At 60.3% G+C, this 14897-nt stretch carries 15 protein-coding genes and 1 other RNA gene; 11 read left to right on the top strand and 5 right to left on the bottom strand.

From position 1 onward, the window contains the following. Positions 1-2: 2 nt before the first annotated feature. The 6 genes from gatA to ACN0VH_RS14495 all read left to right on the top strand — a co-directional run bounded on the left by gatA (position 3) and on the right by ACN0VH_RS14495 (position 4796). A complete protein-coding gene (gene gatA, locus ACN0VH_RS14520; RefSeq protein WP_278922645.1) occupies positions 3-1490 on the top strand; it encodes an Asp-tRNA(Asn)/Glu-tRNA(Gln) amidotransferase subunit GatA in 1488 nt (495 codons plus the stop codon). Positions 1491-1528: 38 nt separating this feature from the next. Beyond that, complete coding sequence (locus ACN0VH_RS14515; protein ID WP_417700994.1) at positions 1529-2329, top strand: RAD23 family protein; 801 nt, start codon at positions 1529-1531, stop codon at positions 2327-2329. A gap of 110 nt (positions 2330-2439) precedes the next feature. Further along, positions 2440-3072: an N-acetylmuramoyl-L-alanine amidase gene (locus ACN0VH_RS14510; RefSeq protein ID WP_417700993.1), complete on the top strand. Its 633-nt coding sequence runs from the start codon at positions 2440-2442 to the stop codon at positions 3070-3072. Positions 3073-3247: 175 nt separating this feature from the next. Next, positions 3248-3673, top strand: an RNA gene (gene rnpB / locus ACN0VH_RS14505) — RNase P RNA component class A. Between the two features lie 225 nt (positions 3674-3898). Continuing rightward, positions 3899-4066: a 50S ribosomal protein L33 gene (gene rpmG, locus ACN0VH_RS14500; protein ID WP_007814563.1), complete on the top strand. Its 168-nt coding sequence runs from the start codon at positions 3899-3901 to the stop codon at positions 4064-4066. A gap of 289 nt (positions 4067-4355) precedes the next feature. Beyond that, positions 4356-4796: a hypothetical protein gene (locus ACN0VH_RS14495; protein WP_278922642.1), complete on the top strand. Its 441-nt coding sequence runs from the start codon at positions 4356-4358 to the stop codon at positions 4794-4796. A gap of 75 nt (positions 4797-4871) precedes the next feature. Here ACN0VH_RS14495 and ACN0VH_RS14490 read toward each other — a convergent pair whose 3' ends face one another. From ACN0VH_RS14490 to ACN0VH_RS14480, 3 genes are all read right to left on the bottom strand, one after another. Next, entirely contained in the window at positions 4872-5345 is a 474-nt protein-coding gene (locus tag ACN0VH_RS14490; protein ID WP_417700992.1) for a GNAT family N-acetyltransferase, read from the bottom strand. A gap of 106 nt (positions 5346-5451) precedes the next feature. After that, on the bottom strand, positions 5452-6228 hold the full coding sequence (locus ACN0VH_RS14485; protein ID WP_278922640.1) for a Bax inhibitor-1/YccA family protein: 777 nt from the start codon (positions 6226-6228) through the stop codon (positions 5452-5454). A gap of 209 nt (positions 6229-6437) precedes the next feature. Then, the gene (locus ACN0VH_RS14480; RefSeq protein WP_278922639.1) at positions 6438-6662 is read right to left on the bottom strand and encodes a YjiS-like domain-containing protein; all 225 of its coding nucleotides are present in this window, start codon (positions 6660-6662) and stop codon (positions 6438-6440) included. A gap of 124 nt (positions 6663-6786) precedes the next feature. Here ACN0VH_RS14480 and ACN0VH_RS14475 point away from each other — a divergent pair, with 124 nt between their 5' ends. Next, positions 6787-7668 carry a LysR family transcriptional regulator gene (locus ACN0VH_RS14475; RefSeq protein WP_278922638.1) on the top strand — a complete coding sequence of 294 codons (882 nt, stop codon included), beginning with the start codon at positions 6787-6789 and terminating at the stop codon, positions 7666-7668. 85 nt (positions 7669-7753) lie between these two features. Here ACN0VH_RS14475 and ACN0VH_RS14470 read toward each other — a convergent pair whose 3' ends face one another. After that, positions 7754-8710 carry an NADPH:quinone oxidoreductase family protein gene (locus tag ACN0VH_RS14470; protein ID WP_417700991.1) on the bottom strand — a complete coding sequence of 319 codons (957 nt, stop codon included), beginning with the start codon at positions 8708-8710 and terminating at the stop codon, positions 7754-7756. 348 nt (positions 8711-9058) lie between these two features. On the opposite strand from ACN0VH_RS14470, the gene ACN0VH_RS14465 reads away from it, so the two are divergent. From ACN0VH_RS14465 to ACN0VH_RS14455, 3 genes are all read left to right on the top strand, one after another. After that, on the top strand, positions 9059-9427 hold the full coding sequence (locus ACN0VH_RS14465) for a helix-turn-helix domain-containing protein (RefSeq protein WP_278922636.1): 369 nt from the start codon (positions 9059-9061) through the stop codon (positions 9425-9427). A 247-nt stretch (positions 9428-9674) separates the two neighbouring features. Next, positions 9675-10478 (top strand): histidinol-phosphatase, encoded by an 804-nt coding sequence (gene hisN / locus ACN0VH_RS14460; protein WP_278922635.1) that lies wholly within the window; start codon positions 9675-9677, stop codon positions 10476-10478. A gap of 138 nt (positions 10479-10616) precedes the next feature. Then, positions 10617-11984 carry an 8-oxoguanine deaminase gene (locus ACN0VH_RS14455; protein WP_278922634.1) on the top strand — a complete coding sequence of 456 codons (1368 nt, stop codon included), beginning with the start codon at positions 10617-10619 and terminating at the stop codon, positions 11982-11984. 94 nt (positions 11985-12078) lie between these two features. On the opposite strand, the gene guaD is transcribed toward ACN0VH_RS14455, so the two are convergent. Further along, positions 12079-13365, bottom strand: a complete 1287-nt coding sequence (guaD, locus tag ACN0VH_RS14450; RefSeq protein ID WP_417700990.1) for a guanine deaminase — start codon at positions 13363-13365, stop codon at positions 12079-12081. 138 nt (positions 13366-13503) lie between these two features. On the opposite strand from guaD, the gene mgtE reads away from it, so the two are divergent. Further along, on the top strand, positions 13504-14895 hold the full coding sequence (gene mgtE, locus ACN0VH_RS14445) for a magnesium transporter (protein ID WP_278922632.1): 1392 nt from the start codon (positions 13504-13506) through the stop codon (positions 14893-14895). Positions 14896-14897: the final 2 nt, after the last annotated feature.

Below are 14897 nucleotides of genomic sequence, written 5' to 3'. Positions count from 1 at the left end.
AGATGAGCGATCTGAACAAATTGGGCCTGGCAGAGGCCCGCGATGCGCTGCGTAAGGGCGAAACCACCTCTGTTGAGCTCACCCAGGCCTGCCTCACTGCCATCGACAAGGCGGATGCGCTGAACGCTTTTGTGCATAAAACCCCGGAAATCGCGCTGGAACGCGCCGCCGCTGCAGACGCACGGCTGAAACAAGGCGATGCGCCAGCCATGTGCGGTCTGCCCGTTGGAATCAAGGACCTGTTCTGCACCAAGGGGGTGGCCAGCCAGGCGGCGTCCAACATCCTCGAAGGTTTTGTGCCAGAATATGAAAGCACCGTTTCGCAGCAATTGGCGGATGATGGCGCGGTGATGCTGGGCAAGTTGAACATGGATGAATTTGCCATGGGCTCGTCCAACGAGACCTCCACTTACGGCAATGCGGTCAGCCCTTGGCGGCGCGAAGGATCCGATGCGCAGCTGACACCGGGGGGCTCTTCCGGTGGTTCCGCCGCTGCCGTTGCCGCTGACCTTTGCCTTGCTGCAACCGGCACCGATACAGGCGGGTCGATCCGCCAGCCTGCGGCCTTTACCGGCACTGTTGGCATCAAGCCAACCTATGGCCGTTGCTCGCGCTGGGGTGTCGTTGCTTTTGCCTCTTCGCTGGATCAGGCTGGTCCAATGACCAAATCGGTGCGTGATGCGGCCATCATGCTAGAGGCGATGTCGGGTCATGACCCCAAGGACAGCACCAGTGCCGATCTGGCGGTGCCAAACTTCGAGGCGATGCTGACGGGCGATATCCGTGGCAAAAAGATCGGTATCCCCCGGGAATATCACATGGAGGGCATGCCCGCCGAGATCGAAAAGCTCTGGGCTGAAGGGCGGGACATGCTCAAGGCGGCAGGTGCCGAGATCGTCGATATCTCTCTGCCGCATACCAAATATGCGCTGCCAGCCTATTACGTGATTGCCCCGGCCGAGGCCTCGTCGAACCTGGCGCGCTATGATGGTGTGCGCTATGGAAACCGCGCCACGCTCGAAGCGGGCGATGGGATCACCGAAATGTATGAAAAGACCCGCGCTCAGGGCTTTGGCGATGAGGTGAAGCGCCGCATTATGGTTGGCACCTATGTGCTTTCGGCTGGCTTTTACGACGCCTATTACAACCGGGCGCGCCGGGTGCGTAGCCTGATCAAGCAGGACTTTGAGAATGTCTTTGCTGCAGGTGTCGATGCAATTCTGACCCCTGCGACCCCCTCGGCGGCCTTTGGTTTGGGCGAAATGTCCGATGCCGACCCGGTTGCGATGTATCTGCTGGATGTCTTTACCGTCACCGTGAATCTTGCCGGTCTGCCCGGGATTGCCCTGCCTGCGGGGCTGGACAGCCAGGGGCTGCCACTGGGCCTGCAACTGATTGGGCGCCCCTGGGAAGAGGGAGATCTGCTCAATACCGCCTACGCGTTGGAGCAATCGACCGGATTTGTGGCAAAGCCGGGAAATTGGTGGTAAGCTCAGCGCAAAGAAGAGCAGATAAACAGGTAGGTCCCATGCGTGTCATTGTTACACTTGCTGCCCTTGGCAGCGTCTTGAGCGTTGCAGCATGTTCCCCGCCTGTACCTGATAGCGCGGCAGGGGTTGGCCTTGATGGTGACCCCTTTGCCCCTCCGCCAGCGGTGGGGACGACCATCAACGGCGATGCCCTGGTGCCGCCAGCGGCCATCTCAAGCGAGAGTCTGGAGCTGCGTAACGAACCGGTGCCAAACGCACCGCGCAGTCCGGCCCGCAGCACCACCGCGTCCAGCAGCGCCGCCGTCGGCTATGGCAGCAGCACGACTGCGGCGAATATCGCAGCGGAAACTCAGGCGGCCCTGCGGGCAGCCGGGTCCAATTCGGGCCAGGCCCCGGTCGAGGCCAGCCCCGCGAATCCGGCCCCAGCGCTGATCGGCAATCCCGGAATTTCGGATGAAAACAGCTTTGATGCGGTGGCTTCTCGCCAAACCATCGAAAGCGACGCTGCGCGGCTGGCCAATCAGCGATCGCAGTATCAGCAGGTTGAACCCACTGCCTTGCCCAGCCAGGCAGGCAGCCGTGATCCCAATATCGTGCAATATGCCCTGAGCACCTCTCATCCGCGTGGCACCAAGCTCTACAGCCGGGCCGGCATCAATCTGCGGGCGCGGTCCGCGCGCAACTGCGCTGGTTTTCTCTCGCCGGATCTGGCCCAGATTGCTTTTCTTGACGCGGGCGGTCCGAAGCGTGATCGCCAGGCACTTGACCCCGATGGCGATGGCTATGCCTGCGGCTGGGATCCACAGCCCTACCGGCGGGCCGTGCAAGGCAATTCCTGATGCCGGGTGCGGCGGGTTCTGAGGCGAGCGCTATCGCCGCGCCTGATCCGGTGGCGCCTCTCAAGGCAAACTGGTGCCCCAGCCCCAATCACGGCAGGCGCCGCGACGGATTGAAACCACATTTGGTGGTTCTGCACTATACTGCAATGACCAGCGCTGAGGCGGCGCTTGCACGGCTTTGTGATCCGGCGGCGGAAGTCTCAGCCCACTACCTGATCGGGCGCGACGGGCAATTGTGGCAGATGGTACGCGAAGACCTGCGCGCCTGGCATGCTGGTGCTGGCGTCTGGCGCGGCCACGAGGATATAAATTCACGTTCTATCGGCATCGAGTTGGACAATACCGGCAACCACCCTTTCTCCGCGCCGCAAATGGCGGTGCTTGAAGGACTGTTGCGTCAACTCATGACGCGCTGGGAAATCCCGCCCGAGGGTGTCATCGGGCATTCCGACATGGCTCCGGGGCGCAAGATCGACCCCGGACCGCGCTTTGACTGGGGGCAGTTGGCGGTCCTGGGATTGGCACGGACAACACCCGCAATCACCGGCGGCACGCGGCTCTGCGATCCTGATGTGCCGCTCTCAGATCTGTTGCGCCGTTATGCGCGAGATCTGGGCTATACAGCCCCCGTAGATGACGCGACGCTCTTGGCCGCGCTACGCCTACGCTACAGGCCCTGGGCCCAAGGCCCGTTGGCGGCTGAGGATGTAGAGCCGTTGGTGCAGTCTGATCTTTGGGTTTGAGGGATTTACGAGGCTCTGCCTCGTGCTCCGGGATATTTTTAGCCAAATGAAGGGCGCACACTTTTCATTTGGCTAAAAATATCCCGGGGTGAATTGGCCAGAGGCCAAGAGGGGCAGCGCCCCCAGAGCGCTTGCACCTTGACGCGGGCTGTCGGGAGGAATAGGCGGACAGAGCGCAGAAGGCTGGACGGCCGCGCTGGAAGCTTTGCTTTCGCGAGGAAAGTCCGGACTCCCTATAGCAATGGTGCCGGGTAACGCCCGGGCGGGGTGACCCGACGGAGAGCGCCACAGAAAACAAACCGCCACGTTCTGGGCGCTGTCAAGGCAAGCAGGTTGAAGCGTGGTAAGGGTGAAACGGTGGGGTAAGAGCCCACCGCGCCGCTGGCAACAGGGGCGGCATGGCAAGCCCCACTGGGAGCAATGCCAAATAGGGTCCCCGCGCGGGCAGGTCGGCGTATGCCGAAACCGCCGCTAGGCATGCTATAGCCGAGAGGGACCGGGTTGGCAGCTAGAGGTGCATAGCAATATGCATCGCAGAGGAATGGTCGTCCAAGGAGCGCATGCTCTGGGACAAAATCCGGCTTACAGGCCTTCTGCGCATTTTACGACCTGGAGTGGCGGGAGCTACTTGCCTATTCAGGCAACAGGTAGACAACTGGCAGCACAGCGGATTCCCCGCAGCCTGCAGGAAAACCGGGGGCATTCCCAGAATTCCGCAGCAATCACGTGGGAATCCTATTGACTTGGGGGCTGGGGCAGGTACAAGCCACGCTCGTATAGGAATTTACCGAGAGGCCCCTGCCTTTTCGGACGCAGGAGAAGCACCATGGCGAAGCCGACCACAATCAAGATCCGCCTGAACTCGACCGCGGGCACCGGCCACTTCTACGTGACCAAGAAGAACGCGCGCACCATGACCGAAAAAATGGTTGTACGTAAGTACGACCCGGTTGTACGCAAGCACGTCGAGTACAAAGAAGGCAAAATCAAGTAAGCCTTAGCCGGTCTTACATGAATTAAGGGTCACGCATTGCGTGGCCCTTTTGCGTTTGTGCTGTTCAGTATCTAGGTGCAAGGCCATCAACTGGCGCTGCGTAACATTTATTCTACGCGGAGGACATAGAGGCTGGCTATGATGCGGGTACTGCCAGCCATCTGGGGTGGTCGCTAAAATTCAATTGGAAACAGCTGAAAAAGCGTATCATTATCAAACTGGTAAGGCCTGATTTTGCCCCATTCCCTATCTAGATTGATGGCGTGGAATGGTGAATATAGGTGGTGTCATGGTTAAGAGTGCGTTGTTTAGCGCCGCATTTATGTTTGCGGTTGGTCCCGAGCCAAATCCGGTTTCGGAAAATGTTGTTCCCCTGCCCATAGAGGTTGCTGCTACTGGCTTGGAGGCCAGGGGCGCCTCAAGAGATCTGGGGGCTTTTGCAGGCCAACCCTCCCGAGAAATTGAGCCGGTTGCATCCGGCACGCAGCGGCGGGTGGTGCAGGTTCTCGGGCGGTCGCTGTCGCTCTCTCTGATGCGGGCGGATCGCATGGGATTGGCGGTTCTTAGCGTACCAAAGCGGAGTGTCATTGCCAATCTCCCCAACCTGGAGCCCGATGCCTTTCGCAGTCTGGTGGCTGTGGAAACGGGCTGTCGCCCAGTTGGGCAGGTTCAGGTGGTCGGCGGCAAAGGTGGCACGATGGCGCTGGCCACAGGGCTGTTTTGCAGCTAGCGGGCTGGTCTTTCATTCTGCTTTAAATCCGAGAGCCGGGTTGGCGAGGTCTGTGACTTATAGAGCGGAGGTCATTTAGGCCCGCCACTCGGCCATGGTCAGGACCGGTTTCAAGCCCTGGCTTTCAAACAGGCCTGCGGAGGTCTTGTTGAAGGGGGCGTAGGTGGTGGCGATGGTGCCGATCCCCAGGGTCTTTGCCCGCTGTTTGACCACAGTGAGCAGGGCTTGCCCAACGCCCATGCGGCGAAAGGCCTTTGCGGTGGCAATATGGTGCACCATCACGCGGGTTTCTTCAAACAGGACAGGCAGCGGCGGACGGTGTTCAACGCCATAGATGACATAGCCCAAGAGCGCACCCTGAGGGCTTTCAGCTATGAGCGCGGTGATATTCTCTGCCTGTAGCCACTCTTGCAGCCACAGCGCGAGCGCCGTGTCAGAGGGGGCGGCGGGGTAGCGGGCGGGCTGATGTTCAACATGCAGGGCGTGCAGGTCTTGCAGTAGCGGGATAAGGCGGGCGGCCTCGCTTGGCGGTAGGTCAAGAATTTCCATTGGCTTCCTGTGTATCAATTTATCAAAGAATGGCTGTTCAAAAAGAAACGAGGGGCGGATCGTTGTGATCCGCCCCTCGCTGTAGGTCTTGGAATTTTTTTATCGCTTATTCGCGATTGCCAAGCAGCTGGAGCAACATCATGAAGAGGTTGATGAAGTCCAGATACAGGCTCAGCGCGCCCATGATGGCGGCCTTGCCCAGCCATTCTTGATCGCCGGAATGGGCCATCTCAAGGTAGGTGGTCTTGATCCGCTGGGTGTCATAGGCGGTCAGCCCGGCAAAGATCAGCACACCAATCACGGAAATCGCAAAGGCCATGGCGCCGGACTGCATGAACATGTTGACGATTGACGCGACGATCAGGCCAATCAGACCCATGATCAGGAAGGCACCCATCGCCGAGAGGTCTTTCTTGGTGGTGTAGCCCACCAGGGACAGCCCCGCAAAAGAGATCGCGGTGATCAGGAAGACCTGAATGATCGACTGCCCGGTGAAGACCAGAAAGATCGAGCTGAGCGACAGGCCCATAACTGCGGCAAATGCGTAGAACAGCAGCTGTACGCCTGCGGCGGGCATGCGGTTGGCAGCGGCGCCAAAGCCAAAGATGAAGGCTAGCGGAGCCAGCATGATGACCCATTTCAACGGCGACAGGTAAATCGCATTGCCAAAGCTGGTCAGGTATTTGCCTTCAGCGATCATTGCGCTGTCGCCAGCCGGGTCGCCGGTGACGGCCAGATTTGACAGAGCCCAGGCCGCCAGGAATGTGATGAAGAGGCCTGACGACATTGTGCCGTAGACCTTGTTCATATGGGCGCGTAGCCCTGCGTCGATCTCTGCAGTGCGGGTGCCTGCAGCGGATCTTATTGTATCAAACTGTGCCATGTATCATGGTCTCCGTTCCAAAGTCTCCCTTGCCGACCCCAATACGCCAAAGCGCGCCAGGAGGCATTCCCGCTAAATATCGGCTTTCTTTGGCGTCCATTCAAGGCTCTTGGCTAAAAATCCCCCTAAAAACGTAAAAAGACCTGCCGCATTCAGGGGCAGGTCTTTTTAGCGCTGTCTGAGCAGGCTGTTGGCGGGCACCTGGGTCTTTACCAGTGCCAGCTTTCCGGCGCATCCCAGAGAGGGCGCGCAGCTTCTTTCAGGGCCTCTTCACGGGTGATGCCAATGTCTTCCAGCGCGGCGGCATCCAGGGCTTTCAGGGCGCGGCGTTGGCGCAGCAGGGCAGCCCGATCGGCAATATGGGACAAAAGGCCAAAGCGCGCAGTCCGCGGCCGGGCGCCGGTGGTGGCGCAGGAGGTTACATTGTAAGTCATCGTCTCTGTCCTTTCATTCAACATTGATGCGTTTTTAGGTCTTCATCATTTCTATTGATGTATATGGTCTATTGTGATCTATTTTGAAAACGAATGTTATTGATGGAATGCATCAGGAGTTGTGATGGCACGGAATTTGGATATCACCACGCTGCGGTCCTTTGTGGCGGTAGCTGACTATGGCGGCGTCACGCGGGCGGCTGGCTTTCTGCATCTGACGCAATCGGCGGTGTCGATGCAGCTCAAGCGGCTGGAAGAGCTGTTGGGGCTGGCCTTGCTGGATCGGTCTGGCCGGACCATTGCATTGACCCCGTCGGGAGAGCAGCTGCTTGGCTATGCCCGGCGCATGGTGGCGCTGAACGACGAGGTCATCGGGCGGCTGACCGATCAGGCCTTTGAGGGCGAGGTGGTTCTGGGGGTGCCGCATGATGTGGTTTATCCGGTGATCCCGCAGGTCTTGCAGCGCTTCAATGCCAGTTTCCCACGGGTGAATGTCAATCTGGTGACCTCGAATACCCGGGATCTGAAGGCGGGTTTTGCCAAGGGCACCTATGATTTGATCCTGACCACCGAAAGCGGCGCTGGCGCTGACGGCGAAACGATCCACGAGATGCCGCTGCGCTGGGTCGGGGCGCCAAATGGGTCCGCCTGGCGGCAGCACCCGCTGCGGCTGGGGTTTTGCCGCGCCTGTATCTTCCGGCCGGTAGCCACGGCCAGGCTGGACCAGGCGGGGCTTGAATGGGACATGGCGGTGGATAGTGAATCTGATCGCACGGTCGAGGCGACGATCAGCGCGGATCTCGCCGTTGGGGTTTTGCTTGAAGGTACCATTCCCAGCCATCAGGAAGCCATCGAGCACGGTGGTGCCCTGCCAGATCTGCCGGTGCAGCATATCAACCTCTATGGGGCTGACAGTGTGCGTGCGGGCTTTGTCGAGGATCTGGCGCGGATTATTCGCCAGGGCTATGCCGCCCTGCGCCGCAGCCCGCTGCGTGCCGCAAGCTAGCAATGCCGGGGCGGGGCCCCTCTGGCTGTGCTGCTTAGCACTGGCCTGTGCAGACAGAGGGGCCGTGCCAGGCCGTGTCGGGGCGTTACGGGGTGATCACCACCTTGCCCGTAGAGGCGCGGCTGCGCAGAAGCTCCAGCCCTTCGGCCACACGCTCTAGCGGCAGGACATGGCTGATATGGGGGCGGATACGCCCGGCGCTGTGCCAATCCATCAGGGTGGTCAGCGCGCGGCGGATCACCTCGGGGTGGGACTTCATGTAGCCGCCAATATAGAACCCGATCACAGTCAGGTTCTTGACCAGCAGGTGATTGGCAGGAATTTGCGGCACCTCGCCACTTGCAAAGCCGATGGGCAGCAGACGGCCACCTGGGTTGGTGGCGCGAAAGGCTTCGGTCCAGACATCGCCGCCCACCGCATCATAAACCACGTCGGCACCTCCCAGCGATTTTACCGCCTGGCGCAGGTCTTCCCTGGCATCAATCAGGTGGTCAGCCCCGGCGGCCTCGGCGATTTGAAGTTTACCCGTTCCGCGTGCATGGGCGATGACACGCGCCCCCATCAACTTGCCTATTTCCACTGCCGTCAGCCCGACGCCACCAGCGGCGCCGGTCACCAAGAGCGTCTCTCCTGGCTGCAAGCGGGCACAGTGGTCCAGGGCCACCTGACTGGTGCCATATGCGATCTGAAATGCGGCGGCATCTTCGAAAGACATGCTGTCCGGGATCACCAGGACGCGAGCGGCATCAAACACCCCTTCCTGGGCCAATCCGCCCTGACCGCCAAATACCGCAACGCGGTCGCCGGGGGTAAGATGCTGCACGGCCTCGCCACACTGCAGAACCTCACCTGCGGCCTCTAGACCTGGGGTGAAGGGCGGCTTTGGTGTGTCTTGGTATGTGCCCTTTTGCATTAGCAAATCTGCAAAGTTCAATCCGCAGGCGCGAATTCTGATCTTCACCTCGTGGGGCGCTGGGGCTGGGCTGGGGATTTCTTCTAGAACGGGAGAGCCATCAAAGGATCTGATGCGATAGGCCTGCATATTTCTGTCCACCTCTGCTTTGGGTCAGGTGATTCGCATCAAAACCTGATGCTGAAATGTCATTTTTTGCACCTCACTATTTATGGGGAGCCATATTTGGCTAGTCAAAAGTATATAGGGCACCATCAAAATGATAGGTGAATTCATACATTTGCTGCGTTGCAATGCGATGGGGAGAGGTGTCAGGCTTGTGTTCAACTGCGAAGGTCTTACAGTTAGAGCAGAGGTTGAGCTCTGATCGTGATAGTTGAGTACATCTGCGGCAGGCTGGCAAATGACGTATCCAGCAACGAAGGTGTCATGGCTATACCCGGGCAGGGGTTATATTGATTAACTAGGAGATAGCGAATGGCTCATCCTGTAGACGTACATGTAGGCAAGCGGATCCGCCACCGTAGATGGCTGATCGGCAAGACACAACAGCAACTGGCCGAACAGGTCGGCATCAAGTTCCAGCAAATCCAGAAATATGAAACCGGTGCAAACCGCGTCAGCGCCTCGCGGCTCTGGGATATTTCGGATGCGATGGGGGTTCCGGTCAGCTTCTTCTTCGAAGGACTGGAAGAAGAGGGCAAGACAGGGGTAAGCTCCTCTGTGCCGGATGATCTGATGGGCGATAAAGAAGCGCTCGATCTGGTGCGCTCTTACTATGCGATCCCGGAAAATCAGCGCCGCCGTCTGTTTGAACTGGCCCGCGTACTAAGCGACGCTGCCTGATCCCACCGGCCAGGCCGATGCCTGCTGGCCCGGCCTGTGCCTTTGCGTGTTCTGTCCCGCGGTGGGCGGCACCCCGTGTCACTGGCGGCGACAGAAGGCGCAAGCTGCGCTTTAGATCCAAGGCGGCGCTGACGGCGAAACGATGATTTCCCTTGAACCGGAGCTGCGAGAGTGGCACCGGTTTTTCCATGCGGATTTCAAGGGGCCGCGCGGTCTAACGCGCGGTCCAAATGGTTCAGGTGAAAAAATGACACAGACAGCTTTGAATGACATGCAGGTGGCCCATCACCTGGCCGAGGCAGCCCGCGCGGTGATCCTGCCCTATTTCCGCCAGAGCAACCTGGGCGCAGAGAACAAGCTGAGTGAGGGCTTTGACCCCGTCACCATTGCGGACCGTGCCGCCGAAGAGGCAATGCGGGCGGTTCTGGCCAAGCTGCGTCCAGAAGATGGCATCCTGGGAGAAGAGTTCCCCCCGGTGGCGGGGCGGTCGGGGCGCACCTGGGTGCTGGATCCGATTGATGGCACGCGTGGTTTCATCAGCGGTACCCCAACCTGGGGGGTGCTGATTGCCCTTTCTGATGCGACGGGGCCTATTCTGGGTGTCATTGATCAGCCCTACACCGCAGAGCGCTTTTCCGGTGGGCCCGACCTGGCCGAGATGTCCGGACCGCAGGGCATCAAGCCGCTGAAATGCCGCGATCAGCAACAGCTAGAACAGGCTATCCTGTTCACCACCTTCCCCGAAGTGGGCACAACAGAGGAAGGCGCGGCCTTTGGCCGGGTGTCACAGGCGGCAAAGCTGACGCGCTATGGCATGGATTGCTATGCCTATGCGCTTTTGGCGGCGGGGCAGATTGATCTGGTGATCGAGGCAGGTCTGAATCCCTATGACATTCACGCCCCCATTGCTGTGATCAAGGCGGCCGGCGGTATTGTCACCAATTGGCAGGGCGGGCCAGCCCATGACGGCGGGCAGGTTCTGGCTGCCGCAACCCCGGCACTGCATGCGCAGGCGCTGCAGCTGTTGCAGGCGCAGCCTATGCCAGCATAGTCGGTAGCTGGGCCTGGGGTCTTGATCGGGGGCGGCCATCTGGAGTAAAAGCCTAAAACAGGTCGAGTCCTTTGCCCGTTCTCTGTCGACCCATTGCACCTCCATGAACCGAGTCGGGCCTAAATGGAGTGTGCTGTGATGGGTGAAATTCTCATTGAAAATGCCGATACCGTTCTGACAATGGACGATGACGACAGGGTGTTGCAAAACGCCGATGTGCTGATCCGTGATGGCCAGATTGCGGCCCTGGGCCATGGCCTGCGGCGGGGGGCGGACACTTCCGGGTTGTCACCGCACTGTCAGGTGGTCTCGGGCGTGGGCTGCGTGGTGACGCCGGGGTTGGTCAACACCCACCACCATCTGTACCAGAACCTCACCCGTGCGGTGCCGGGGGCGCAGGATGCGCTGCTTTTTGGCTGGCTGCAGCGGCTCTATCCGATCTGGAGCCGCTTTGGCCCGGAGGAGATGTTTGTTTCCGCCCAGCTGGGGCTGGTCGAGCTGGCGCTGTCTGGCTGCACGCTCAGCTCGGATCATCTTTATCTTTATCCCAATGGGGCGCGGCTGGAAGATACCATCCATGCCGCCGCCGAGGTTGGTCTGCGCTTTCACCCCACCCGCGGTGCGATGAGCATTGGTGAAAGCAGCGGTGGGCTGCCGCCGGATCATCTGGTCGAAGACGAGGCCGCCATTCTGGAGGATATGATCCGGGTGGTGGATGGCTTTCATGATCCCGCCGAGGGGGCGATGTGCCGGGTGGGGCTGGCGCCATGTTCGCCCTTTTCGGTCAGCCGCGATCTGATGCGTGACACCGCCTTGTTGGCCCGCGACAAGCGGGTGATGCTGCACACCCATCTGGCGGAAAACGACGAGGATATTGCCTATAGCGAGGCTCAGTTTGGCTGTCGTCCGGGGCAATATGCCGAAGATCTCGGCTGGACCGGCCCGGATGTCTGGCATGCCCATTGCGTCAAGCTGAACCCGGTTGAGATTGACCTGTTCGCCCGCAGTCGCACCGGCGTGGCGCATTGCCCCTGTTCCAATTGCCGTCTTGGATCGGGCATCGCGCCAGTGCGGCAGATGCGGGACGCCGGGGTGCCTGTCGGATTGGGGGTGGATGGCTCTGCCAGCAACGATATGGCCAATCTGATGGGTGAGGCCCGCCAGACCCTGTTGCTGCAGCGAGTGTCACAGGGTGCCGACGCGATGAGCGCCTATGAAGCGCTGCAGATCGCCACGCGTGGCGGGGCCGATGTGCTTGGGAGACCGGATTGTGGCCGTCTGGCGGTGGCGAAACGCGCGGATATTGCCATCTGGGATACCACGGGTGTCGAGGCAAGCGGCAGTTGGGATCCGGCAGCGCTGCTGCTGGCGGGGGCAAGCCAGGTCAAACATCTGTTTGTCGAAGGACGGCAGGTGATCCGGGACGGGGCTGTCACCAGCCTGGATCTGCCGCAGCTGCTGCAACGCCACCACGGCCTGGCACAGCGCCTGATGCAGGGCGGCTAAGGCTCTGTCCGGGCGGTGGTGGGGCAGGGGGCGCGGCCCAAGCCCCCCCTTGCCCAAGCCGGGGAAGGATAGGCGCGGCACTACCTGGGGCGTGTTACTGGCGTTGCCCGTTGATCCAGACCTCTGCGATGGCACGGTCATCGCCCATCATGATGGTGGGAAACAGTGCCTCCCACAGGTCGGCGGCGCAGGCGCTGCGCTGGGCAATGGCCGGGGTCGAGGCCAGATCCAGCACCACCAGGTCTGCCTCCATGTCGGCGGCGATATTGCCGATCTTGTCCTGCATCCGCATCGCCCTGGCAGAGCCCTGGGTGGCCAGCCAGATCAGTTGGGCAGCATGCAGTGGATGGCCGCGCAGCTGGCCGACTTCATAGGCGGCCGCCATGGTGCGCAGCATCGAAAAGCTGGATCCGCCGCCGGTGTCGGTGGCCAGACCAATCCGGTGGCCATCAGCCATCAGCCCCTGCATGTCAAACAGGCCAGAGCCAATGAATGTATTTGAGGTGGGGCAATGCACCAGGCCTGCATCCAGCTCGCGCAGCCGGTGGCGCTCACGCTCTTCCAGGTGGATGGCATGCCCGTAGAGGCCGCGCGCACCCAGCAGGCCAAAGGCTTCATAGGTATCAAGATAGTCGCGCGCCTGTGGGAACAGCGTCTTGACCCATTCGATTTCGTCCAGCTGTTCGCTTAGGTGGGTCTGCATTAGGCAGGTGGGATGTTCGGCCCAAAGCGCGCCAAGGGCGGCCAGTTGATCGGGCGTCGAGGTGGGGGAAAAGCGCGGCGTGATAGCATATTCGATCCGGTCCACCCCGTGCCAGCGTTCGATCAAGGCCTTGCTGTCATCATATGCTGACTGGGGCGTGTCGCGCAGCCCGTCAGGCGCATTGCGATCCATGCAGGTCTTGCCGGCAACCACCCGCTGACCACGCGCCTGGGCGGCGGTGAAAAATGCATTTACGCTCTCTGGGTGGATGGTGGCAAAACTGCAGACAGTGGTGGTGCCATTGGCGGCAGAAAGATCAAGGTAACGCTCAGAGATTTCCTGCGCATAGGCGGCATCGCCAAAGCGCATTTCTTCGGGAAAGGTATAGGTGTTGAGCCAGTCGATCAGCCGTTTGCCCCAGCTGGCGATCATGGCGGTCTGTGGGTAATGCACATGGGCGTCAACAAAGCCCGCGACAATCAGCTTGTCACCGTGGTCGATCACCCCGGCCTCTGGCAGCAGCGCCTGCATCTGTTCAAATGTTCCGGTGCCGACCACCTTGCCCTGTGAAATGGCCAGCGCGGCACAGATCTGCGTCGCCTCTTCTGGGTGGGGCACCGTAAAGGGCGAACCGGTAAAGGACAGCACGTGTCCGCGTAGGATAAATTCGCTCACCATTTTGGGGCCGTCCTTTTTCTTGCCAAATCGCGGCGCTGAGGATAGGCGCGCCAAAGGTTCCGGTAAATTGTCTTATTGTCATTGTTTTCTGGTAACTGCTTCTACTATTTTGCAACCAATCTTGGCAAAGGGCAGCATATGAGCACCAGCGACGATATCCAGCGCACCGAACAAAGTGGCGATGACGGTTATCTGCTGGATCGCAAGCTGGTCGCCCAGATCCTCTTTGCGGTGGATCGCAATGACAAACAGGGCTTGGCCGATCTGCTGGAGCATCTGCATGCGGCGGATATTGCCGACCTTCTGGAACAGATCAACACCCATGATCGCGCCCGCCTGATCCGGCTCTATGGGCGCGAGTTCGACGGTGAAATCCTGTCGGAACTGGACGAGAGCATCCGCGAAGAGGTGATTTCCATCCTGAACCCGGCGGTTCTGGCCGACGCGGTGCGCGAGCTGGAAACCGATGATGTGGTCGACCTGCTGGAGGATCTGGAAGAGCCGCAGCAGGGAGTCATCCTGGATGCGCTGGAAGAGTCTGACCGGGCGGCGGTTGAACAATCTCTCAGCTTTCCGGAAAATTCCGCCGGGCGGTTGATGCAGCGTGAGGTGGTGCTGGCGCCAGAGCATTGGAACGTCGGGCAAGCCATTGATTACATGCGCGAGTCTGACAACTTGCCGGAGCAGTTTTACCATGTGGTGCTGGTTGATCCGCGCCTGCATCCGATTGGCAATGTGACGCTGGGCCGGATCATGGGCGCGCATCGTACGACGCCGCTCAGCGATCTGGTCGAAGAGAGCTTTCAGGTGATCCCGGCGGATCAGGACGAGGAAGATGTCGCCTATGCCTTTAATCAATACCACCTGATTTCCGCCCCGGTGGTCGACAGCGAAGGGCGCTTGGCGGGGGTCATCACCATTGATGACGCCATGGCGGTGCTGGATGAAGGACACGAAGAAGATATTCTGCGTCTCGCCGGGGTGAGCGACGAAAGCTCGCTCTCGGATCGGGTGATCGAAACCACCAAACGCCGTTTTCCCTGGCTGGCAGTCAATCTGGTGACAGCGATCCTGGCCTCGGCGGTGATTGCGCAGTTCGAGGTGACAATTGCCAGTTTTGTCGCCCTTGCGGTGCTGATGCCGATTGTCGCCTCCATGGGGGGCAATGCGGGGACGCAGTCGCTGACCGTGGCGGTGCGGGCGATGGCCACGCGCGATCTGACCGGATCCAACGTCTGGCGGGTGATCCGACGCGAAGCCTTGGTCGGGCTGGTCAATGGCGTGATCTTTGCGGTTGTCATGGGGCTGGTGGGAGCGCTTTGGTTTGGCTCTGCGGGGTTGGGCGCGGTACTGGCTGCCGCAATGGTGATCAATCTGGTCGTGGCTGGACTGGCGGGAACGGTGGTTCCCATTCTACTGGACAAGTTGGGAATTGACCCGGCGCTGGCCTCTGGGGCCTTTGTGACCACCGTGACCGATGTGGTTGGCTTCTTTGCCTTTTTGGGTCTGGCCGCCTGGGTCCTTCTGTAGGA

The sequence above is a fragment of the Pseudophaeobacter sp. genome, assembly GCF_048267565.1.
GTDB lineage: Bacteria > Pseudomonadota > Alphaproteobacteria > Rhodobacterales > Rhodobacteraceae > Pseudophaeobacter > Pseudophaeobacter profundi.
This window is presented reverse-complemented; position numbering and strand designations above follow the sequence as displayed.

Bases quoted from the DNA above. Each gene is read 5' to 3' on its own strand.
- gatA (WP_278922645.1), top strand. From the start codon at position 3: ATGAGCGATCTGAACAAATTGGGCCTGGCAGAGGCCCGCGATGCGCTG.
- ACN0VH_RS14515 (WP_417700994.1), top strand. From the start codon at position 1,529: ATGCGTGTCATTGTTACACTTGCTGCCCTTGGCAGCGTCTTGAGCGTT.
- rpmG (WP_007814563.1), top strand. From the start codon at position 3,899: ATGGCGAAGCCGACCACAATCAAGATCCGCCTGAACTCGACCGCGGGC.
- ACN0VH_RS14495 (WP_278922642.1), top strand. From the start codon at position 4,356: ATGGTTAAGAGTGCGTTGTTTAGCGCCGCATTTATGTTTGCGGTTGGT.
- ACN0VH_RS14490 (WP_417700992.1), bottom strand. From the start codon at position 5,345: ATGGAAATTCTTGACCTACCGCCAAGCGAGGCCGCCCGCCTTATCCCG.
- ACN0VH_RS14485 (WP_278922640.1), bottom strand. From the start codon at position 6,228: ATGGCACAGTTTGATACAATAAGATCCGCTGCAGGCACCCGCACTGCA.
- ACN0VH_RS14480 (WP_278922639.1), bottom strand. From the start codon at position 6,662: ATGACTTACAATGTAACCTCCTGCGCCACCACCGGCGCCCGGCCGCGG.
- ACN0VH_RS14475 (WP_278922638.1), top strand. From the start codon at position 6,787: ATGGCACGGAATTTGGATATCACCACGCTGCGGTCCTTTGTGGCGGTA.
- ACN0VH_RS14470 (WP_417700991.1), bottom strand. From the start codon at position 8,710: ATGCAGGCCTATCGCATCAGATCCTTTGATGGCTCTCCCGTTCTAGAA.
- ACN0VH_RS14465 (WP_278922636.1), top strand. From the start codon at position 9,059: ATGGCTCATCCTGTAGACGTACATGTAGGCAAGCGGATCCGCCACCGT.
- hisN (WP_278922635.1), top strand. From the start codon at position 9,675: ATGACACAGACAGCTTTGAATGACATGCAGGTGGCCCATCACCTGGCC.
- ACN0VH_RS14455 (WP_278922634.1), top strand. From the start codon at position 10,617: ATGGGTGAAATTCTCATTGAAAATGCCGATACCGTTCTGACAATGGAC.
- guaD (WP_417700990.1), bottom strand. From the start codon at position 13,365: ATGGTGAGCGAATTTATCCTACGCGGACACGTGCTGTCCTTTACCGGT.
- mgtE (WP_278922632.1), top strand. From the start codon at position 13,504: ATGAGCACCAGCGACGATATCCAGCGCACCGAACAAAGTGGCGATGAC.